This is a genomic window from Nitrosopumilus sp. b3, from assembly GCF_014078525.1.
In the GTDB taxonomy this organism is placed as follows: domain Archaea; phylum Thermoproteota; class Nitrososphaeria; order Nitrososphaerales; family Nitrosopumilaceae; genus Nitrosopumilus.
Genome location: NZ_MU078696.1, coordinates 86,892 through 107,908, shown reverse-complemented (window position 1 = coordinate 107,908; position 21,017 = coordinate 86,892). Strand labels below are relative to the sequence as shown.

Genomic DNA, 21,017 nt, shown 5'->3' with positions numbered 1-21,017 from the left:
AAAAACTTTCTATTAATTAGCTTGAAATAATTTTGGGATTGATTTCTCGTATGGAGCTCTTGCCACACCTTTTTCGGTAATTATTCCTGAAATTAGTTCAGGCGGCGTCATATCAAATGCCGGATTTATCACGTTGATATCATCAGGAGCAGTCTTTTTGTATCCAATTCCTGTGACTTCGCTTCCTTTACGCATCTCAATAATTACATCTTCTGCTTTGGTTTCAAGATCAATGGTGGATAGTGGGGCTGCTACGTAAAATGGAATTCCGTGTTGCTTTGCCATGGTTGCCACCTGATAGGTTCCAATTTTGTTAAAGACATGACCTGTCTTTACAATTCTGTCTGCACCAACTACAACTTTGTTTACCAATCCATTAGCCATTGAGTATCCTACAGCGGTATCTGGAATTAGACTGACATCAAATCCGTCATGCTTTAGTTCAAAGACAGTGAGTCTTGAGCCCTGCTGGATCGGTCTTGTCTCAGTAGCTATTACTTTGATGTTCTTTCCAGATTCTCTTGTTGCTCTAATTACACCTAGTGCCGTTCCATATGCTACTGTAGCTAGAGCACCTGCATTACAGTGAGTCATTATAGTGTCATTATCATCAAAAAGAGCAGAGCCGTTCTTTCCCATGGCTTTGTTAATTTCAATGTCTTCCTCTGCCATTTTTTTTGCAGTTTCAATAACTAGTTTTTTAATTTGTTCAACTGTATCTCCTGATTTTGCAACATTCATGATTTTTTCCAATCCCCAACCCAGATTCACTGCAGTTGGTCTAGTTGCAAAAAGGATTTTTCTAGCATTTTCTAAATCAGACAGTAAATCGTCTTTGGTTGTTGCCTTACTTTGTAATGCAGTTAATGCTAACCCAAATGCACCTGATACTCCAATTGCAGGTGCGCCTCTAACCACCAAAGTTTTGATGGCATCTGCAACCTGGGTGAAATCATCATATTCTACAAAAACAAGCTCGTTTGGAAGCTTGGTCTGGTCAATCATTATTACTTTGTTATCTTTCCATTCAACTGTTCTCAAAGATGAATCAATAATAGTATCAACCATACAGAGTATCAAAATTTAACATTTTAAAAATCAACTGATAGTGTAAATTTAGGTACAAAATATAACCCTATTTTGTTTTATTATTTTTATGAAAATTCTAGTCACTGGTGGAGCTGGTTTTATTGGAAAGCATCTAGTAAAATCACTTTTAGAAAAGGACCAACTAGTTACAATTTTTGATAATTTTTCCAACTCTACTAAAGATTCTGTATCACATCTTATAGATATAGGTGCCAAAGTTATAGAAGGAGACATCACAAAACCTCTAGACATACTAAATGCTGTAAAAGATCAAGAAATAGTAATTCATCTTGCTGCTAAGATTTCAGTATCAGAATCAATCAACAATCCTACAGAAACATTCAGAGTTAATGTGGATGGAACAAATAATGTATTAATTGCTTGTGAAAAAAATAATGTAAAGAAACTAATCGTATCTTCATCAGCTGCTGTGTATGGAGATAGTATTCAGGGTGTTAAATTAACTGAAGAATCATCAATGAATCCCATTTCCCCATATGGTGAAAGTAAGGTGAAAATGGAACAAAAGATCAAAGGATTTGTATCAAAACATAGCATACATTGTATTATTCTAAGATTTTTCAACATATATGGTATTGGTCAATCATCAGAATATGCAGGAGTAATTACTAAATTCATTGAAAAAATTAAAGAAAATAAACCATTAGAAATATTCGGAAACGGTTTACAAACAAGGGATTTCGTTGCAATATGTGATGTGGTTAATGCAATTAACAGTACTTTATTGTATAATAAAAGTGGAACATTCAACATTGCCAGTGGAAAAACAATTACTGTTAAAGATCTTGCAGAACAGATGATTTTATGGTCTGGAAAAAAACTAGGAATACAATATTTGCCTGAAAAGAATGAAGATATTAAATATAGTCAAGCTGACATAACGATGGCAAAAAACCACCTTACATATTCTCCAAAATTTGAATTAAAAGAAGGAGTCCAAGAATTAATAAATAATTACCAACATAGTGAGAAATAGTAGATATACCAGTAGATATTTTATTGTGATTGATTTCTGATTTAACATATTGTTAGATCTTTCCATTCTAGAAAAATATGATTCACAACAAATGCACAAAGTGTATGATATGTGGCCAGAAATTGCAAGAAAATCTTATGAGCAAAATTTTGTTAAAGCTGATTTTGATGGTATTGAACATATTATTTTCGCAGGAATGGGAGGTTCAGGTGCACTTGGAGATATTTTTGCATCCATTTTATCTAAAACAAAAATTCACGTTGATGTAGTAAAAGGATATTTACTTCCAGAAACTGTTGATTCTAATACCTTAGTAATCGTAGTAAGTATTTCAGGTAACACAGAAGAGACATTAAATGTTCTAAAGTTAGCTTCAAAATTAAATTGTAAATTGATTGCTTTTTCATCAGGAGGTAAAATGAAAAGATATTGTACTAAATACAATATTGAATTCAGAGAAATTAAACAAATTCATTCACCACGTGTTTCATTTACTAATTTTTTATATTCAATGTTAAAAATCTTAGAGTCAGTAATACCAGTAAAACATGAAGATATTTTAGAATCACTAACAGAATTAGAATCTCTCAGAGATAAAATTTCATCGAATAATTTAACACAAGAAAATCCATCTCTTAATCTTGCCATGTGGATTTCTGGAACTCCTTTAATTTACTATCCACATGGATTACAAGCTGCAGCCATAAGATTTAAAAATTCTCTTCAAGAAAATGGAAAAATCCACACAATATCTGAAGATGTAATTGAAGCTTGTCATAATGGTATTGTACCGTGGGAAAAACACAGTAATGTTCAACCTATTCTTTTAGAAGGTAATAATGACTATGTAAAAACGAAAGAAAGATGGGAAATTTTGAAAAAATATTTCAACATTAATAAAATTGATTATTATGAAATCCATTCTGTAAAAGGCAGTATACTTTCTAAATTAATTAATCTGATTTATCTTTTAGATTATTCCTCTATTTTTTATGCAGTTATATCAAAAACTGATCCGTCTCCAGTAAAATCAATCGATTTTATTAAAAAAAGTATTTCGGAATAAACTGCAAAAAATAGCATTATGCAAAATCTTCTTAAAGTCAAAAATTAATGAAAGTAGTAATGAAAATAGCTATAGGTCTGCCTGCATATAATGAAGAACAAAATATTGGAAAAATTATTACGCAATTAAAACAGTACACAGATACGATCATAGTTTGTAATGATGGTTCAAATGATTCAACTGCATTGATTGCTGAAAAATTAGGAGCAGCTGTCATAAACCATCCCAAAAATTTAGGTTATGGTGCAAGCATTCGTAGCCTGTTCATTAAAGGAAAAGAGATCGAGTGTGATATTTTAGTAACATTTGATGCTGATGGTCAACATAATGTAAAGGACATAGAATCGGTAATACAGCCAATTCTTGATCAAGATGCAGACATAGTCATAGGTTCAAGATTTCTCGATAAAGATAGTTCCATTCCAAAATATAGAAAAATGGGAATCAAAGTCATAACAAAAATTACCAACACATCAATAGGGAAAGACATTACTGACTCACAGAGTGGTTTTCGTGCATATTCAAAAAAAATCCTTAATGCCATAACACCTTCTGATTATGGAATGGGTGTTTCAACAGAGATTTTAATAAAAGCATCAAAAATGAATTTTAAAGTCATTGAAGTTCCAATAATAGTATCGTATGAAGGAAATACTTCTACCCACCATCCTGTATCACATGGTGTCTTAGTAATTGTTAGCACTCTAAAATTTATCTCAATAGAGCACCCTTTGAAATTCTATGGATTGCCAGGAATCTTTTTTTTAACTTTAGGACTATTCTTTATTTTATGGACTATTCAAGGATTTACAGATACACGCCAAGTGATTACAAATTTAGCTTTACTTGGAATAGGCTCTACAATTTTGGGAGCTATGTTAATGATGACATCAATAATGTTATTTTCACTTGTAAGTGTAGTAAGAGAAAAACGTCATTGATTATTTTTTTTTTTTGAATTATTAAAAAACTATAGCATCATATATTTAAAAAGACATTTCGGAATTAATATTATTTAAAAGATTAATTATATCATTTTTTGTTACATTTTTTGGATTATTATCTAAGTGTTTTCTATCTGTTAAAATTAATTCTGCAGCTTCGTCTAAAGACTGATTGAGATTTATTTTTTCAAACTGGAGTTTTTTTACTAATTTCATAAATCTTTCATAAAATGGAGAATTGTTAAATTTATGAGCTGTCATAGTTGTAAAAGCTAAGGCATGACCGTGAGAAACACCCTCATTGGAATATACATAAGAGAGAGCATGTCCTAATGTAGTTGAAGAATTCCCAAATCCAAGACCATCAAATAAAGAACCTATTACAATTTTTTCATAGTTCTTAGTTAAGATACCTTCTTCTAAAAGATCAAATGCTGAATTACAAAGAAATTTTGTATATGGATTTGCAAGTTTACTGTCATAGGCTTCAGTACATTGAGCACAAGCATCAATTACTGAATTTTTAATTATGTTATCATCAGAATATTCAATGAAATGACTATCGATTATGGCAATATCTGCAAAAAGTCCATCATCATGAAAGCTTTTTTTCTTACCATCTACCTTAAGAACTGAAATTCTAGTTACCTCACTGCCACTACCAAAAGTAGTTGGGATCATTATCTTCAATTTATTCATTTTAAATGCACAGTACTTGGCTACATCCATAGAACTTCCACCCCCCATTCCAACAATATAACTAAAATCAGAATTTTGAAATTTAGAAATAATCTTTTCAGTAGTTTCTATTGAGGGATTAGATTCCACATCATCAAAAATTATCGTATTGTTTAGATCAGCATATTCTAACCATCCACGCGATCTTGCTCCCTTGGATGTAATTACTAAGCACTTATCAGGAAATGAAAATTCTTTAACTGAGTTTTTTCCAAAGATAATTTTTGGAGGTTGTTTTATTGTCCACATATAAAGAAACTAAAAGATCTATTATTATATATTAAATTATTTGCTAAACATGTCTGATAAAAATGAGTAATGGAGCCAATCTACTAAAATCAAAATTAAAAGAGAATAAAATTTTGAAAGTTGCAGGTGGGTTTGATGCAATGTCTGCGAAATTAGTAGAATTGAATAATTTTGATGCAGTTTGGGCTGGTAGTTTTGCTATATCTGCAACTCATGCATTACCAGATGCAAGCATTCTCACAATGACTGAATTTCTTTCGGTAACATCTAGAATGGCAGATGCTTGTTCAATTCCCATAATTGCTGATTGTGATACAGGATTTGGAGGACCAAGTAATGTAAGCCACATGGTAAAGAAATATGAGAGCGCAGGAATTGCTGCAGTAAGTATAGAAGACAAGATATTTCCAAAACAAAACAGTCTTCTAGAAAGTGGGAAACAAGAATTATTGCCTGAGAAAGATTTTGTTGCAAAAATACTAGCGGCAAAAAATTCTAAAGTTAATGAAAATTTTATGATTATAGCGAGAATTGAAGCATTAATCGCAGGATTGGGAGTGGATGAAGCAAAAAAAAGAGCAAATGCTTATGAGAATGCAGGTGCTGATGCGATTTTAATTCATTCAAAAAAAAAATTACCAGATGAAATTTTTGAATTTTGTGATACATGGAATGGGAAAATACCCATTATTGCTATTCCTACATCATATCCAAATGTAACGTTGGAGGAACTTCAAAATCATAAGATAAAAATGGTAATTTATGCAAATCAATCACTACGAGCGGCTCATTGGGCAATGACAGAACATCTAAAAGAATTATCTACAGCAAAAAGTCTTGGTGATGTTAAAACAAAAATGACTTCTATGGAAGAGATATTTCATCTGCAAGAAATGTATGACATAAAAAAGCAGGAAATAGACATTGAAGAAAATCTAAAAAAATTAGGATACATAAATTGAATGAAAAGGAACAACGTGAAACATATCATTATCTAAAAAAGAACAAGGTAGAAAATTTTATAGGAGTTCCTGATTCTACATTAAAATATTTTATTGATGAATGCTTAAAAAACAACAACATCATAATTACAACTAGGGAAGAAGAGGCAGTAGGAATTGCCACAGGAATGTCTCTCTCTAAAAGTCCATCATTGGTGTTTATGCAAAATGCAGGATTTGCAAATTCAATAAGCACCATTACATCTCTAGTTCAGCTTTATGAAATTCCAATAATATTTCTTATTGGTTGGAGAGGATTTCTTACAGATGACGCTCCAGAACATCTAAAAATTGGTAAAATTCAACCTGAACTTCTAAAACTGATTGGATTAAAAACGAAAATTATGACTGAAAAAAATTGGAAAGCATGTTGTGATTGGGCACTAAACCAAATAAAAGACAAAAAACCATGTGCGCTTGTAATCAGGAGGATGTTTCATGATTAGAAAAGAGGCAGTAAAAATTGTTGCAAAAAGTGCTGGAAAAAATCCGATTGTTTCAGCTAATGGATTTATGAGCAGAGATTTATTTGAAATGAATGATAAAAAATCAAATTTCTACATGATTGGTTCAATGGGTCTCGCATCATCCATAGGATTGGGAATTGCTTTAAAAAATCCTAAAAAACAAATTTTTGTTTTTGATGGAGATGGCAACATCCTTATGAATTTAGGTTCTCTAGTCACCATAGGAAGTTTAATGCCAAAGAATTTGGTACATGTGGTTTTTGACAACAATAGTCATGAATCAACTGGAGGGCAACCTACTAATTCATCAAAAATAAGTTTGGAAAAAATTGCAAACAGTGTTAATTATAAAATATTTGTAATAAAGTCAAAAACTAGATTGATTTCTGTTTTAGATCAAATAAAAAAACAAGATGGGCCAATATTTCTATTAATCAAAATATCTACTAGTAAAGAAAGGAGTAAAAGGGTTTTATGGAAACCTAAAACTATTAGAGACAGAGTAGTAAATTCACTCTAGAAAAATATGAAAGCTATCATTATTGCTGCAGGATCTGCAAAAAGACTAGGTTCACAAACTAAAGAAATGCCAAAAGGATTATTGGACATCAACGGTAAATCTATTTTAGAACGACAAATAGAAATTTTGAAAAACAACAATATTGAAGAAATTATCATAATTACAGGACCACATAAAGATAAATTCAAATTTAACAAAATTAGATATTTGGAAGACACAGAATATGAAAAACATGATGTTCTTTTGAGCCTAATGGCTGCAAAAAATGAAATTAGAGGAGATGTCATAACAACATATTCAGATATTTTGTTCGATGAGAAAATCCTACAGCAAATCATACAATCAAAGGTAGATATTGGAATTGCTACAGATCTAAATTGGGAATCAAAATATGAAAATAGAACAGAGCATCCAAAATCTCAAGCAGACAACGTAATAATTGAAAATAACAAAATTATAAAAATTAAAAAAAACATTTCACAAATTGCAAAAAATCAAAAAAATGGAGAGTTTATTGGAATAATGAAATTTTCTGAAAAAGGATCAAAAATTTTTGTGGATGAATTTACCAGAGTGGAAAAAAATAATCCAGCTCCATTTCGTGATGCTAAAACCTTTAAAAAATCTTATCTAACAGATATGATTCAAGAGATAATTGAACAAAATATCTTAGTTGAACCAATAATTGTAAATGGTGAATGGTGTGAGATTGATACACCGCAAGACCTAGAAAATGCTAAAAAAAAATATATCTAAATTACAGATAATTTTGAATTTCTTTCCAAAGAATGTTTTCTATTTCTAAATTCTTTCCAATAAGATTGCTTTCTTCAGATGGATCAGACTCTAGATCATAAAGTTCCTTAGAACCATCATATTCGTTAAAAATAAATTTCCATTTTGATGAACGTATAGATTTAGTATTAGGATTTTCTGGAGGCCGATTGTCCTTAAGTGGATTTCCTGTTTCTGAAAATGCTAGTTTTTCTTCTATTGAATTACCATTAATCAAAGAAAGTAGTGATTCACCATCAATCTTCTCAAATTTTTCAGAAAGTGGTATATTTAGATAATCTAAAATTGTAGGCATAAAATCTATGGTTCGTACTTGTTGTTTGATCTCAATAGGTTTTATTTCAGGATATACAAAATAAGTAAATGTTCGTAAAGTGTAATCATAACAAAATGCACCATATGCTCTTTCTCCAATTTTTTCTCCCACACTAATTCCATGATCAGACATTATCAAAATTAATGAATTTTTATCTAATTCAAGAGTTTTAATGTGTTGAAGAATTGTTTCTAAATAAATTTCTGCATCTGCAAATAATTTATCATAACGTTGTTCATTTTTTTCTTTATTAGAAAAATATTCGTCGCTAAAATTATCATATACCTTAAGAACTTCATTCATAATACCAGTGTGAATATTGCTGTATTGTTGATACAAGAAGAAATTTTTTCCTTCGGAATTCATCTTACTCATTTCTTCAAGGTAATTACAATGACGTGAAGTAAGATCATCTTTTAGTTCATCATGAATAAGAAATTTATCAAATCCTTGTTTAGGTATAACTAATTCATTAACCACATCAGCTAAAGTGTAGTATTCTAAATCATGAAGGTATTCAGTTAATGTTTTAAATTTATCTTTTTTAAATTTGAATGTAGACCAATAGCTATCAGTTCCAGTCCTATTTCCATATGTACCACTGAAAACTGCATGCATAGCAGCTATAGTATGAGGTCCATAAGTTACAGATTGAGAGAAAAAGGCAGAATTATTTTTAAGTCTGTTAAAAACAGTTGAGGATAAAGCACGATCTAACCTTCCACCATCAATCATTAAAATTATAACATTTTTTCTATTCATATTTTTAAAAAAACGAATTTAAATAAAAACAGTTCTAAACTAAAAAGTGATTTTAGATGTATCCAAGTTTTTTTAATTCTTCTTCAACTTTTTTTCTTTCTACATCATCTAATTTTTTGGAATCAGGTTTAATTTCTTGTTTAAGATAATTTTGCAAAATATTCTCCATTTTAGTCACAATTTCAGGAAAATCATGTGAAACATCATGTTGTTCTAGAGGATCACGAATTAGATCAAAAAGCTCAAAATTTTCATGATTATTAGCATCTCTAACATATTTGAAGTCACTTGTTCTAATCCCTACATAGTTTTTATGATTTTCAGTGACATATGGCATGCTTTGAATAAAAATAGGTTTTTCATCAAGATGCTGATTTGTAAAAAGAGGAATCAAGCTAGTTCCATCAATATTTGAATTCAAATTTTCTAAGCCTATTAATGCAACAATTGTGGGAAAAACATCTACTAAACCTACTTGTTGTGAAATTATTTTACTAGATTTGATATTAAGCCCTGCAAAAATTAAGGGCACTTTTAATACATCATCATAGACATGACTACCTTGACTCATTCGTGATGTTGTAAGTACTCGTTCTTCATATTTTGACAACGACAAATTTTTGATTTGTTTTTCTCTTCTAGAATTTCTAATTTTGTGCAGATACAATGAAAGTTTTTTTTTTGGTCCATATAATACAGAAGGAATCTTGTTACCAATTTGCCAAAGAGTTTTTTCTCCCATTCCAGACTCAAGATTTATTATTTGATCATTGATTTTTAATGAGCGAATATATTCTCCATGATCTGCTGTAATAACAATCAAAGTATTTTCTAGATTAATTTTTTTCAAAAGTTCACCAATCCATGAATCAATTGCAGAGACCATTCTTTCATATGAGGTTTCACCATATTTTGGATGATCAAAGCTTTCAGGCACTACAATTGGTTGATGTAAGTCGTTAATGTGAATATAAAAAAACCATGGCTCGTTTAAAATAGAACCTATCTTTGCAAGAATTTTTTTTCCCAATCCCTTAAACAAACCATAGTAATTATTATGAGTTGAAGATTCTAGTTTAAGATCAAAATCTTCTGTTATCCCTAAAAATGAATTTACTTCAGACGTTGTTGCAAAAGTAGTATAACCATGCTTTTTGAGATGCTCTACGTATGTAGGTACATCAGCATTCAATTTTTCATATGTATCATTACTCATTCCAGTTTTAAAAGGAAAAAGTCCAGTAAACATACTTCCCATTGAAGGTGAAGTGGAAGCAATGGAGCTTATTGCCTGAGAAAAATAAATTCCTTGTTTGATTAATGAGTCAATATTTGGAGTAATTGACGTTTTAGTTGTATCATAGCATTTATCAGAACGTAACGAATCAATTACTAAAAATAAAACGTTATACTTCATTTACTAATTATTCTAGTTCGTTGTTTATTATTTTTTGGTTCTAACTTCAAACGGTTTTCTATTTCAGTTATTTTATTTTGAATTTCATCAGTTTGTTCAGAAGGGACCACTCTAAGTAAGAAATTATAATCTCGTATCGCTTCAGGTAATTTACCTAATTTTTCTAAGGTTTCTGCTTTTCCATACCAACCTTCTTGACTAAATTTATCAAGTTCAAAAAATTCTTCATATGCATCAAGTAGTTTACGATCACTAGATTCATTTTGCCAGTAATGTATCTCAGAACGAATAGTTTCCAGATATTTTGTTTGGAAAGTTTCAATTGGTGAATCAAAAGGACTTTTTGTATTTATTTTTTCTTGATATAACAAATAAATTTCATCAAAAATTTTGTTTACTTGAGTTTTATCATCAAGATTCTGATAAACACGAATTTTACCTTCTAATGCTTTAAAATCAAACTTGTTAGTTTCTAAAAGTTTATCATATATAGATAATGCATCATAATACTGATTAGATTGTTCATGGATTTTTGCATTTTCTAAAGATTGTTTATTTTTTTCTTGTCTTAATTGTATGATAGGATTAATCTGATCAAATGTGGATTCAATGAATGATATTGATAATTTATTAACATCTTCATCAGTAAAGTTGAGTCTTAATTGGATTTCTCCATCTTCATTTGGTTTTGGATCCCATCCGAAGTCATCATAAAGAAACTTTTTGATTTTCAGGACATCATAATTGTAAACCTCCAAAAATTCTTTAGCAGCAAGTTCAATGTAATTCTCTTGATTTGGATTATATTTTAAAATCATACAGTCTTGATTGCAAGTAACAACAGGAGTAAAAGATGAAAGTTTTGCACGTATTATATCCGTAGGAATAGGATTTAGAAGTAAAATATATTCTACATTATAATGTTCAATGTATCTTTTTGTTTCAAATGAGTTAGAATAAAATTCATTTGGGATTGGAACTGTAGGATTTCCAGTATTAAGATAAGTATTTGCAGGATAAGTAGTCATAATTACAGATTCATTGTTTATATTTTCATTAAACCAATTATAAAAATCTGGAAAATTTTCATTAGTTCTCCAATCAAATTCATGAATTGTGATAATCCAAGAAATACTTTGATCTAAAATAAAAGAAATTGAAATGATAAGAATAATTCCAATAACAACATATGGTAAAAATTTTTTCAGTTTAGTGTCATCAAAAATAAAAAATCCTATAAATTTTTTTAATCCTAGTATTCCTAATGGAAGAGTTAAAAATAAAGCTGGGTAAAATGGTGGAAAATAAACACCTCCTGCTCTAATAGTTACAATATACATTGCAAAAATTGAAAAAATCATAATGAAAGGGATTATTGAATGAAATCTTGTGAGATCTTTATCAAAAAGATTATTTTTCAAAAAGTATTTTCTTAAAAAATATATCAAAGTAATAATAGGAATAAAAATAATTAGAAATTGTATAACTAAAGTTAATCTATTTATTTCTTGATCAGAATCCATTGTTGATTCTTCAGAATAAAATTGATTGTTCAAAGTTTCATAAATTAAAGTAATTCCATTAAGAATTAAAATATCAAAAATACCTAAAAATAATATTAAAATAAGAGAAAGTGTTAATATCAAAAATATTTTTTGTTTTATCTTTGATATGAAAAAGCATTTTTGTAATTTAGTTGACAAAAAGAAAGAAAATCCTACAAATATGAAAAAAAATACTAAAAGATCAGTTTTAGGTAAATTATAAGGTAAATGTGAATTGAAAAAAAGTTGTTGTAGATATGCAGAAGCAGAGATTAATTCATTTTCCAATCCTAAAATCGGAGAGGATTCAATGGATTCAGCAATAAAAAATGATGAAATTGTGTTGGAAAAAGGTATTCCAACTCCTATGCCAAAATCTCCAAATATTTGAAATTGTCTAATCATCCAAGGGAATAAAATAATAAACCAAGTACCTAAAACTATTAAAGATCCTTTGATCTCATATTTAAAAATCAAAAATGTAATGTAACTGAATAATGGTATAACTGCTAATTCATGTGTTAAAATTCCAAGAGAAATAAACAATCCAAATAAAAAATAATGTTTAATTTTTTTTTCTAGGAAAAAAAATGCCAGTACAATGAAAAGATAAGTCAATGTATGTGCCATTCCATGTGTTATTTCCGTTAAAAAGAAAAATGACGTGAAAACAACTAATGTAGAAGATACTGCAATAAAGGGTTCAAAGTATTTTCTGATCAAGAGATAAAATAAAACTATGAAAAATGATGAAATTATTGCAGTAAAAACAGATGTAATGAAAACCCAATTCGATTCGTTTGCATTTGTAATTTCAAAAAATGCCCCTTCCAAAATAAAAAATACAGGTGGCTTACTATATTCAGAATTAATATTAGGATTTGTTTTAATTAGATTTGAAATATCATTACCATGTATACCAGCATAATCATAATTCGATGGGATATAAGATGATGTTAATCCCTTACCATCAAACAGATTATTACTTACACCAATGAAGAAAGTGGAATCAGAAATAAATGAGGGGTTAATACTATCATGAATCACGATAAAAATAAAAAATGTAGAAATTAATAATATAAAAATAAAAACAAGGTCAAAAAAAAGCGAATTTTTTAAAAACAGAATATTAAACTGCACATGTTAACTAACAATCATCATGGTTATATTTTATAATCTTTTTAAAGAATTTCTCACTGTAATAATATATGTATCAATACCTACCATGCAGTATATCCACCATCAGCTATAATTGTAGAACCAGTAACATAACTAGATTTTTTTGAACATAAATAATCCACTAATCCATTTAATTCTGATTTTTTCATCATTCTATTCATCGGAGTTAATTTCGAGTAGTTTTTTATAAAATTTTTATTTTGATTTAATTGTATTCCTCCTGGAACAATTGAATTGACTCTAATTTTGGGGGCCAAATGTGCAGCCAAATATTTTGTTAAATTCAATACTCCTGCTTTTGAAACTCCATATCCAATATCTTTATGAAATCCATCATATAAAGCTGGATTTGGAGAAACTAATCCATATGTAGAAGAAAAATTAACAATCGCTCCAAATTTGTTATTTCGCGCAAATTCTCTACATACAGAAAATAAAGATATCAAATTTGTTTGCAAGTACTTTGAAAAAGATTCTAAAGTAAAATCATACAGAGTGTAATGTTTTCCTTTAGGATTAATATGATCATTTAATGCAAAACAATTTATAAGATAATCAGATTTATTTTTTTTAAACCAAGTTTTTACAAATGACTCATCTAAAAGATCATGTCCAAGTTTAATGTCAAGTTTTTTAACGTGATCAGTATTTTTAAAATATTTGCATATTTCCGAACCTATTAATCCTTCAGAACCAGTTACAGTAATTTTTCTCATTTTTCTTTTTTATTGTCTTCTCAAATTTGCATTGTCATGTATTCTGATAGTGTTTCTTTTGCTTTACATATACCGCAATAATCATTCCATTTGTTATCATGATTCCATTGTTCTAATCCTGTTTGATCATATCGTTGATGCGCCATTTCCAACATTCTTCCTGTTTCATGTTTATACATGAATCTCTTTAATGCGATAAGCTCTGGAATAGTGAAGTATTTACTCACAGTTCCAGTGTATAGAGTTGCATCTCCACATTCTGTCATAAATTTATCAAGTGCATCTAATTCCCATTTTTTGATTACAGATTTATCAATATCTAATTTATCAGCGTGTTTTAGTTTTTCATCATATTGTGCCAATAGGAATCTTTTATTATTATAGTAAATAGGACTGCCAACGTAAGGGGTACATATGAAAGGATCAATTTCAATATTATTTTTAATCCAAAAATCTACTGTTTCCATCAAATCATTAATATTTTCATGTTCATTTCCAATCATGAAAGTAGTTAATGGCCTCATTTGAACTTCTCTAATAGCATCAATAGTGATTTGAAGATGTTTTCGTGTTTGTCCTTTTTGAATATCTTCCTTGAGTACTTTATCAGATGCGGACTCAAATCCAAATGAAATGTAAGTACAACCTGCATCTTTCATTGTTTGTAAAAGATGTGACTGAGTTGCAACACTGGGTGCATCACCTAAAGTTCCCCATTTTACTAATTCATTTAATCCTTCATCGATATACAAATTACAAAATTCCTCTGTCCATTTTTTATTACTTGTCATGTTTTCATCTAAAATTGAAACAAAATCGACATTATATTTTTCATGTAATAATTTGATATTATTCACTGCATATTGAGCAGTAGGCCATCTTGCTGGTAATTGAAACGTATTATTTTCCTTATCAGATATTCTAACTAGTTGTTCTCCTTTTTTTCTATCCCCTTCACCATAAATATTTTGCAAGTCTATACGAGACATTCCATTGTGAGAACAAAATGTACAACCTCTAGGACAACCTCGTTCCCATACTGCGGTGGCTCTTCTTTTTGCATTAAATGCTTCAACGGAATATGGATATGATGAATATCTAAAATACACATCTAATTCATACAAATCATATGCAGGGTACGGCACTGTATCTAAATTAGGAATTAATGCTCGTGGCTCCGTATATGTTGGAATTCCGTTTTTATTAATACATAATCCTTTAATTTTCTCAAAATCATTATTCCCATTATTGATCGTGTCATATATCTCAGAAAATGTTTCTTCACCTTCTCCAATACATATCAAATCAATTTGAGGAATTAATTGCAATATTTCATCAGGATTATAGGTTGCAAATCCTCCACCAGCTATCAAAATTGAATTAGGACATAATTTTTTAATTGTAGGAACTAATTCTTTAATTCTTCGATACATGGTAGTTAATCCACTGATTCCTATGAGATCCCATTTTTCAGATGCAATATCTTTTCTTATCTGTTCTAATGGAACATAGTCTCCACCATAATTCATTCTGATTGCATTTAGATCTAATATAGCAACTTGACCCCGTTTTTGTTCAACGATTGAAGCAAAAATACCTGCCCAGAATGGAAAATCAAATGGTTTATCATCTAATCTAACTTCGGGCTGTATCAAAAGAACTTTCAATTTTCATTATTAGTAATTTGAATTATGTTATAAACTTACATTTAAAATTTTGATAAAAATTCGATGAATTTAATACATGTAATTCTGTCACCAAATAAAGAACCTCCCTCTGTAGAATTGACAGTGGTTACTTCTTCTGGAGACCTAATGATAAATTCTTTGAATGTTGTACTATAGTATTGAAAAATTGGATCTAATATACAATATGTTTGAAAATAGGGATTAAAAATTTTGGGAAACATTCTTTGAAAACTTTCATCATCTAATGAAAGTTGTGAAATGTCTCCTGCAGCACCATGAGATAAAATTAAATCTTGTGGATCATCTTCTTCCCATCCATGATTCATTCCAATTAGACAGATAGTTTTACATTTTAATATTTTCCAAGCGAGAAACCAACCTGATGTTCCAACATTGCCACCTGTTTGAATTGCAGGTAATTTATGATCAGGTTTTTTTGATCTAATCATCAAAGCAGAAATATGATTAAATGATTTTTTACCTTCGTCATAATCAAATAATGAATGTATCCAATGAATTTTGATTCCAGCATTTCTTACTCTTTTCATGACATTGGGAGAAGTAAGTACAGAAAAAATTCCTTTAATTAAAGGACCAAATTTGTTAACAATTTCATCATCATAATAGTTTGTAATTTTTTCATATGCATCAATTGTAATTACAAAAAAAGAAGGAAATCTTTCCGGTGTTACTCCTGCTTTCAATGTAGGTATTAATGAACGATCTGTGCAAATAATTGTTCCACAATAATTGCTTTTTGCTAATTGTTCTAAATGTTTATTTTTTTTTAATGAAGGTCCAGCACCGATAACTATTGCAAAGTCATTTTTGTTATCATCATGAAAAATATTTTTTGCTGAGGATTCATTTTGAATATCATTTAAATTTAATGCAAAATTTTTTATCCATTGTTCAAAGTCATTGTTATAAAAAAAATCATCTATAATTTTATCATTTGATGATTTCTCCCCTTCGTTGGAAAAAACATGTAAAAACCATTCATCCCAAGTTTTTTCCTCAAATCCAGATTCTTTCTTTGTTTTTAATAGTTTAAGTAAAGTATTTTCTGATAAAATAAACTCATTATCCGCAGACATTATTCATTTATTAAATCTCATCAATGCCTAATTCATCTTGTTTTTTCTTAAAATTTCTAAATACCATAAATGATCCTGCAGCACCTGTTTTTTTAATATAATTTTCAAATTCCTCATCATTGATCACTTTGTTCTCAACATGTGACAATTCTTCATTATTATTTTGTTCTTCATCCTTTTTGATCTTAAAGTTTGCTTTCATGTTTTCATCACATTACATTTCTATTTAAAGTACATGTGAAATAGTTTCTATTTAATATTTAATCCAGATTTAGATCTATATGTCCAAACATTCATTCCTTTTTTTATAAATTCCTCATTAGTGATCTCTTTCTCTTTTGATGACAATTCTTCATTATTATTTTGTTCTTCATCCTTTTTGATCTTAAAGTTTGCTTTCATGTTTTCATCACATTACATTTCTATTTAAAGTACATATTATATAATTTAATTACTACAAAGTATTCGGAGTTGATTTTTATATTATTTTTATAGATTTATTTTTCTAGATCTTTTATCACTTAGTTCAATAGCATCCAAAATCTTTAAAATTTTTAATTCATCATTAAAGGTATATCGAGGTTGTTTTTTCTGTTTAATTGCAACCATAAATTGGTTCATTTCATCAACATATAATGATTCTGACGGAGTATTTCCTTTGTATCCCTTTGCAACTTCACCAGATTTGATTTGAATTGTTTTCCATTTAGAAGATTTTCCTATCTTAATTGTTCCTTCATTATGATCACAAAGGATAACTCCTTTTTGACCAATAATTTTTGTTTGGCTAAATGCAGGATCAGAAATTACATCAATTACCATAATACATTGAATGCCATTTGAAAACTCAATTATTATTTGGTAAAGATCATTAATGTTAGTTTTAAGATTAGAAACTTTGTGAATACTTCCATAAACAGATTTGATTTTAGAAAACAAATATGTTAACCAAACTAATTCAAAGGGAATTATTTCTCTTGCTGCGCCTGTTTTTTTCTTAGATGCATAAAATTCTCTATAATCTTCCCATGGATGCCAGTTAGGTAAATAATGTCCAAAATGATGATATACCGTTAAAGTATTTCCAATTTGATTTTGTTTCAAAAGTATTTTTAATTTTTTAATTAGCGGGTGATGTAGAAGTGTATTTGAGGGTAATCCAATAATAGATTTTTTATTTAATTGTACAATAATTTTTTTAACATCATATGATGAAAGATTTACTTCTGTAAAAAAATGAATGTTGTTTTTTATTGCAATTGATGCATACTTGTAATGAGAATCAGGCGGAGTCGAAATAATCATACAATAAAGTTTTTTTTGAATAGCCTCTTTTATTGTTGAAACGGTGGATATTTTATATAATTTTTCTGATTCACTACGCCTGTCAGATCTAGGATCAAATCCAATAATATTTTTAAAACCAAGTTTCATCAAGCTTCTAATTCTTCGTTTACCCATTGAGCCTAAACCAACAACCAAAATTTGCATGAACATTCATCATTTTTGAGGGTATTAAATATCCCTTTTGAAAAATTGAAACTAAAATCACGTTAAAATACTCTAAAATTTTTCTAGTAACAAATGACAGAAATTCATAATGAAATCAATATTGGAGATGAGATTATTGGTTCACAATACCCATCTTACATAATTGCGGAAATCGGAATAAATCATAATGGCAATATTGAAACTGCAAAAAAGCTTATCGATGAAGCATGTGATGCAGGAGTGAACGCAGTAAAATTTCAAAAAAGATCCTTAAAGGATCTTTATAGAGAAGATGTTTTAAAAAATCCTAATATTGAGAGTCAGGGTTTAGAGATTCTAATAGATGTTCTTAAAGAAGTAGAATTCAAAGATGAAGATTATAAGCAATTAGTTCAATATTGTAAGCAAAAAAACATTACATTTCTATGTACTCCATGGGATATACCTAGTGTAGACTTCCTCGAACAATTTAATCTTCCAGCATACAAAATTGCCTCGGCAGATTTGACAAATTTTCCTTTATTACTTTACATAATTAAAACAGGTAAGCCATTAATTGTTTCCACAGGAATGTCAAATATGGAAGAAATAGAAAGAACCGTATATTTTTTAGAAAAAAACAATGCTCAGTTCGTTTTACTTCATTGTAATAGCACATATCCAGCTCCCGTTGAAACACTAAATTTAGAACTCATACCTGTATTAAAAAATAAATTTCAAGTTCCTATAGGATACAGTGGACATGAATCAGGAATTGTTAGTACGCTAGCAGCAACAGTATTAGGAGCAGTGATGATTGAAAGGCACATTACATTAGATAAAACGATGGAGGGTTTAGATCAAGCTGCATCACTAGAACCCAATGAATTTAAAGAATTGGTAAAAAATATCAGAGAAGCAGAAAAAGCAAAAGGAAAACCCATAAAAAAAATGACTAGAGGGGAAATTCTACAAAAAGAAGTTTTAGGAAAAAGCATAGTTGTAAAAATTGATGTAAATAAAGGAGATGTCTTTTCAGAAGATAATCTTGAGGTCAAAGGACCTGCAAAAGGACTTTCACCTCAATTTTTTTATGATATATTGGGCAAAAAATCAAAACGGGGAATAAAAAAAGGCAATTACATTCAAGATGATGATTTATGATTTTAGGAATGAAAGTAAGAAAACAAGACTTAGATGACATGTTGTTATTTAAACCAAAAATTTTAGAATTCCATTTTTCAGATAGTGATTTAAATTTAGAATTAGAGCAAAAATTTGAACAGAGATTAATTGTTCATTGTTATGAATATTTTGAAAGAAAGTTATTAGATATAGTCAGTTTAGGAGAAACAAATCAAATACATTCTCAAGAAAAAACAATAGAATTGATTCAAAAAGCAATAGATAAAACAGTTAAGTTAAGTGAACAATTCCAAGGAAGACCATCAATAATTGTACATCCTGGTGGTTATTCACTAACAGAAATAAGCAGAGAAAATAAAGAGAAGGTTAAAACCAGCATTACAAAGGCTGTTGAAAAATTAGATATCAGCAAAGTAAATTTTTTGATGGAAAATATGCCGCCTTATGCATGGTTTTTTGGTGGTAGATGGAATTCGAATGTTTTTCTTGATGCAAATGACATGAATCAATATTGTAAAGAACTGAATCTCAAAGTATGTTATGATTTGTGTCATGCCCAACTTTATTGTAACACAAAACAGATTTCATTAATTGATCAACTTAATATTATTCAAAATAATGTGGATCATTTTCATATTTCAGATGCAGATGGTATTGATGGAGAAGGATTGCAATATGGAGAAGGCAGTATGGAATTTGAAAAGATTATACCAATTTTAAATAGGCATCAAGATAAAGGATTTGCAATAGAAGTTTGGAAAGGGCATGAAAATGGTGGAAAGGGTTTTAGGGAATTCCTACAGAAAATAACTGAGGCAGGATTGATACTAAATTGAAAAATGCATTAATCTTTGGATTAACCGGTCAAGATGGTACTTATTTAGCAAAATTTTTGTTAGATAAAGGATACAATGTTTCTGGAACTTTTAGGCGTACTAGTCACAAATGTTTTGAGAGATTAGAAGAAATTAGCATTTTTGATAAAGTAACAACAATCAAAGCTGATTTAGCAGATTATGGTTCAATTCAATCTGCCATAAAAAAATCCATGCCTGATGAAATTTACAATTTGGCTGCTCAGTCATTTGTAGGAGCTTCATTTCAACAACCAATTCTAACTTCGGATATTACAGGGTTAGGTGTTTTGAGAATATTAGAAGCTGTAAAAGAAAATACTCCAGACGCAAAATTTTATCAAGCATCATCAAGTGAAATGTATGGGAATTATATTGGAATAAAAAATGAAGAATCACCATTTATTCCAAGAAGTCCTTATGGAGTAGCAAAAGTTTTTGCACATAATATATCAAATCATTATAGAGAAGCATACAATATTTTTGCATGTTGTGGAATTTTATTTAATCACGAATCACCATTGCGAGGTCTTGAATTTGTAACAAGAAAAATTTCTTGGACACTTGCAGAAATTAAATTGGGAAAACAAAAAAAACTTAAACTCGGAAACATTTACGCAAAAAGAGACTGGGGATTTGCAGGTGATTATGTAGAAGCTATGTGGATGATGTTACAGCAAAAAAACCCTGATGATTATGTAATTGCAACAGGAGAATCCCACTCGGTTGAAGAATTTCTGACCCTGGCAACAGATTATGCAGGATTAGGAGACTGGCACGATTTCGTAGAAATTGATCAATCAGTAATGAGACCAACGGACATAGAAGATTTAGTGGGAGATGCCTCAAAAGCAAAAGAAAAGATTGGATGGAAATCTAAAACAAGTTTTAAAGAATTAGTGAAAAAGATGGTTGAACATGATATAGAATACCACAAATCACATTCATTGAGTTTTTGAAGA

At 29.4% G+C, this 21,017-nt stretch carries 21 protein-coding genes; 10 read left to right on the top strand and 11 right to left on the bottom strand.

All coding sequences use genetic code 11. From position 1 onward, the window contains the following. Positions 1-12: 12 nt before the first annotated feature. Entirely contained in the window at positions 13-1,068 is a 1,056-nt protein-coding gene (mtnA, locus tag C6990_RS06645) for an S-methyl-5-thioribose-1-phosphate isomerase (protein ID WP_182129706.1), read from the bottom strand. A gap of 88 nt (positions 1,069-1,156) precedes the next feature. On the opposite strand from mtnA, the gene C6990_RS06640 reads away from it, so the two are divergent. The 3 genes from C6990_RS06640 to C6990_RS06630 are packed head-to-tail and all read left to right on the top strand — an operon-like array spanning position 1,157 to position 4,093. Continuing rightward, complete coding sequence (locus tag C6990_RS06640) at positions 1,157-2,086, top strand: NAD-dependent epimerase/dehydratase family protein (RefSeq protein ID WP_255465295.1); 930 nt, start codon at positions 1,157-1,159, stop codon at positions 2,084-2,086. A 49-nt stretch (positions 2,087-2,135) separates the two neighbouring features. Next, positions 2,136-3,152 carry an SIS domain-containing protein gene (locus tag C6990_RS06635; protein ID WP_255465294.1) on the top strand — a complete coding sequence of 339 codons (1,017 nt, stop codon included), beginning with the start codon at positions 2,136-2,138 and terminating at the stop codon, positions 3,150-3,152. Between the two features lie 59 nt (positions 3,153-3,211). Then, the gene (locus C6990_RS06630; protein ID WP_182129704.1) at positions 3,212-4,093 is read left to right on the top strand and encodes a glycosyltransferase family 2 protein; all 882 of its coding nucleotides are present in this window, start codon (positions 3,212-3,214) and stop codon (positions 4,091-4,093) included. Positions 4,094-4,138: 45 nt separating this feature from the next. Here C6990_RS06630 and C6990_RS06625 read toward each other — a convergent pair whose 3' ends face one another. Next, the gene (locus tag C6990_RS06625) at positions 4,139-5,083 is read right to left on the bottom strand and encodes an iron-containing alcohol dehydrogenase (protein WP_182129702.1); all 945 of its coding nucleotides are present in this window, start codon (positions 5,081-5,083) and stop codon (positions 4,139-4,141) included. A gap of 62 nt (positions 5,084-5,145) precedes the next feature. Here C6990_RS06625 and C6990_RS06620 point away from each other — a divergent pair, with 62 nt between their 5' ends. From C6990_RS06620 to C6990_RS06605, 4 genes are read left to right on the top strand one after another with little or no spacing between them, the layout of a single operon-like run. Then, positions 5,146-6,045, top strand: a complete 900-nt coding sequence (locus tag C6990_RS06620; protein WP_182129700.1) for an isocitrate lyase/phosphoenolpyruvate mutase family protein — start codon at positions 5,146-5,148, stop codon at positions 6,043-6,045. Then, on the top strand, positions 6,042-6,530 hold the full coding sequence (locus C6990_RS06615; protein WP_182129698.1) for a thiamine pyrophosphate-binding protein: 489 nt from the start codon (positions 6,042-6,044) through the stop codon (positions 6,528-6,530). The genes C6990_RS06620 and C6990_RS06615 overlap by 4 nt, the downstream gene beginning before the upstream one ends. Next, a complete protein-coding gene (locus C6990_RS06610) occupies positions 6,523-7,071 on the top strand; it encodes a thiamine pyrophosphate-dependent enzyme (protein ID WP_182129696.1) in 549 nt (182 codons plus the stop codon). Before C6990_RS06615 ends, C6990_RS06610 begins: the two co-directional genes overlap by 8 nt. A 6-nt stretch (positions 7,072-7,077) precedes the next feature. Further along, positions 7,078-7,827, top strand: a complete 750-nt coding sequence (locus tag C6990_RS06605) for a phosphocholine cytidylyltransferase family protein (protein ID WP_182129694.1) — start codon at positions 7,078-7,080, stop codon at positions 7,825-7,827. Between the two features lies 1 nt (position 7,828). Here the strand turns inward: C6990_RS06605 and C6990_RS06600 are convergent, their stop codons facing one another. The 9 genes from C6990_RS06600 to C6990_RS06560 all read right to left on the bottom strand — a co-directional run bounded on the left by C6990_RS06600 (position 7,829) and on the right by C6990_RS06560 (position 18,076). Continuing rightward, complete coding sequence (locus C6990_RS06600) at positions 7,829-8,944, bottom strand: sulfatase family protein (protein ID WP_182129692.1); 1,116 nt, start codon at positions 8,942-8,944, stop codon at positions 7,829-7,831. 52 nt (positions 8,945-8,996) lie between these two features. Beyond that, positions 8,997-10,361 carry a sulfatase family protein gene (locus tag C6990_RS06595; protein ID WP_182129690.1) on the bottom strand — a complete coding sequence of 455 codons (1,365 nt, stop codon included), beginning with the start codon at positions 10,359-10,361 and terminating at the stop codon, positions 8,997-8,999. After that, the gene (locus C6990_RS06590; protein WP_182129688.1) at positions 10,358-12,952 is read right to left on the bottom strand and encodes a glycosyltransferase family 39 protein; all 2,595 of its coding nucleotides are present in this window, start codon (positions 12,950-12,952) and stop codon (positions 10,358-10,360) included. Before C6990_RS06590 ends, C6990_RS06595 begins: the two co-directional genes overlap by 4 nt. Before the next feature lie 173 nt (positions 12,953-13,125). Next, entirely contained in the window at positions 13,126-13,800 is a 675-nt protein-coding gene (locus tag C6990_RS06585; protein ID WP_182129686.1) for an SDR family oxidoreductase, read from the bottom strand. A gap of 20 nt (positions 13,801-13,820) precedes the next feature. Beyond that, on the bottom strand, positions 13,821-15,467 hold the full coding sequence (locus C6990_RS06580) for a B12-binding domain-containing radical SAM protein (protein WP_182129684.1): 1,647 nt from the start codon (positions 15,465-15,467) through the stop codon (positions 13,821-13,823). Between the two features lie 41 nt (positions 15,468-15,508). Further along, positions 15,509-16,585, bottom strand: a complete 1,077-nt coding sequence (locus C6990_RS06575) for a 6-hydroxymethylpterin diphosphokinase MptE-like protein (protein ID WP_182129682.1) — start codon at positions 16,583-16,585, stop codon at positions 15,509-15,511. 10 nt (positions 16,586-16,595) lie between these two features. Further along, entirely contained in the window at positions 16,596-16,787 is a 192-nt protein-coding gene (locus C6990_RS06570) for a hypothetical protein (RefSeq protein ID WP_182129680.1), read from the bottom strand. 47 nt (positions 16,788-16,834) lie between these two features. Then, entirely contained in the window at positions 16,835-16,987 is a 153-nt protein-coding gene (locus C6990_RS06565; protein WP_182129678.1) for a hypothetical protein, read from the bottom strand. Between the two features lie 87 nt (positions 16,988-17,074). Then, complete coding sequence (locus C6990_RS06560) at positions 17,075-18,076, bottom strand: Gfo/Idh/MocA family protein (RefSeq protein ID WP_182129676.1); 1,002 nt, start codon at positions 18,074-18,076, stop codon at positions 17,075-17,077. A 93-nt stretch (positions 18,077-18,169) separates the two neighbouring features. On the opposite strand from C6990_RS06560, the gene C6990_RS06555 reads away from it, so the two are divergent. Genes C6990_RS06555 through C6990_RS06545 form a run of 3 tightly spaced genes read left to right on the top strand, consistent with a single transcriptional unit; the run spans position 18,170 to position 21,014 of the window. Further along, the gene (locus tag C6990_RS06555) at positions 18,170-19,219 is read left to right on the top strand and encodes an N-acetylneuraminate synthase family protein (protein ID WP_182129674.1); all 1,050 of its coding nucleotides are present in this window, start codon (positions 18,170-18,172) and stop codon (positions 19,217-19,219) included. Then, a complete protein-coding gene (locus tag C6990_RS06550; protein WP_182129672.1) occupies positions 19,216-20,037 on the top strand; it encodes a TIM barrel protein in 822 nt (273 codons plus the stop codon). The genes C6990_RS06555 and C6990_RS06550 overlap by 4 nt, the downstream gene beginning before the upstream one ends. Beyond that, positions 20,034-21,014 carry a GDP-mannose 4,6-dehydratase gene (locus C6990_RS06545; protein WP_182129670.1) on the top strand — a complete coding sequence of 327 codons (981 nt, stop codon included), beginning with the start codon at positions 20,034-20,036 and terminating at the stop codon, positions 21,012-21,014. Before C6990_RS06550 ends, C6990_RS06545 begins: the two co-directional genes overlap by 4 nt. Positions 21,015-21,017: the final 3 nt, after the last annotated feature.

Excerpts from the sequence above, each read along its gene's own strand:
- mtnA (WP_182129706.1), bottom strand. The coding sequence starts at position 1,068 with ATGGTTGATACTATTATTGATTCATCTTTGAGAACAGTTGAATGGAAA.
- C6990_RS06640 (WP_255465295.1), top strand. The coding sequence starts at position 1,157 with ATGAAAATTCTAGTCACTGGTGGAGCTGGTTTTATTGGAAAGCATCTA.
- C6990_RS06630 (WP_182129704.1), top strand. The coding sequence starts at position 3,212 with ATGAAAATAGCTATAGGTCTGCCTGCATATAATGAAGAACAAAATATT.
- C6990_RS06625 (WP_182129702.1), bottom strand. The coding sequence starts at position 5,083 with ATGTGGACAATAAAACAACCTCCAAAAATTATCTTTGGAAAAAACTCA.
- C6990_RS06620 (WP_182129700.1), top strand. The coding sequence starts at position 5,146 with ATGAGTAATGGAGCCAATCTACTAAAATCAAAATTAAAAGAGAATAAA.
- C6990_RS06610 (WP_182129696.1), top strand. The coding sequence starts at position 6,523 with ATGATTAGAAAAGAGGCAGTAAAAATTGTTGCAAAAAGTGCTGGAAAA.
- C6990_RS06605 (WP_182129694.1), top strand. The coding sequence starts at position 7,078 with ATGAAAGCTATCATTATTGCTGCAGGATCTGCAAAAAGACTAGGTTCA.
- C6990_RS06600 (WP_182129692.1), bottom strand. The coding sequence starts at position 8,944 with ATGAATAGAAAAAATGTTATAATTTTAATGATTGATGGTGGAAGGTTA.
- C6990_RS06595 (WP_182129690.1), bottom strand. The coding sequence starts at position 10,361 with ATGAAGTATAACGTTTTATTTTTAGTAATTGATTCGTTACGTTCTGAT.
- C6990_RS06585 (WP_182129686.1), bottom strand. The coding sequence starts at position 13,800 with ATGAGAAAAATTACTGTAACTGGTTCTGAAGGATTAATAGGTTCGGAA.
- C6990_RS06575 (WP_182129682.1), bottom strand. The coding sequence starts at position 16,585 with ATGTCTGCGGATAATGAGTTTATTTTATCAGAAAATACTTTACTTAAA.
- C6990_RS06570 (WP_182129680.1), bottom strand. The coding sequence starts at position 16,787 with ATGAAAGCAAACTTTAAGATCAAAAAGGATGAAGAACAAAATAATAAT.
- C6990_RS06565 (WP_182129678.1), bottom strand. The coding sequence starts at position 16,987 with ATGAAAGCAAACTTTAAGATCAAAAAGGATGAAGAACAAAATAATAAT.
- C6990_RS06560 (WP_182129676.1), bottom strand. The coding sequence starts at position 18,076 with ATGCAAATTTTGGTTGTTGGTTTAGGCTCAATGGGTAAACGAAGAATT.
- C6990_RS06555 (WP_182129674.1), top strand. The coding sequence starts at position 18,170 with ATGACAGAAATTCATAATGAAATCAATATTGGAGATGAGATTATTGGT.
- C6990_RS06550 (WP_182129672.1), top strand. The coding sequence starts at position 19,216 with ATGATTTTAGGAATGAAAGTAAGAAAACAAGACTTAGATGACATGTTG.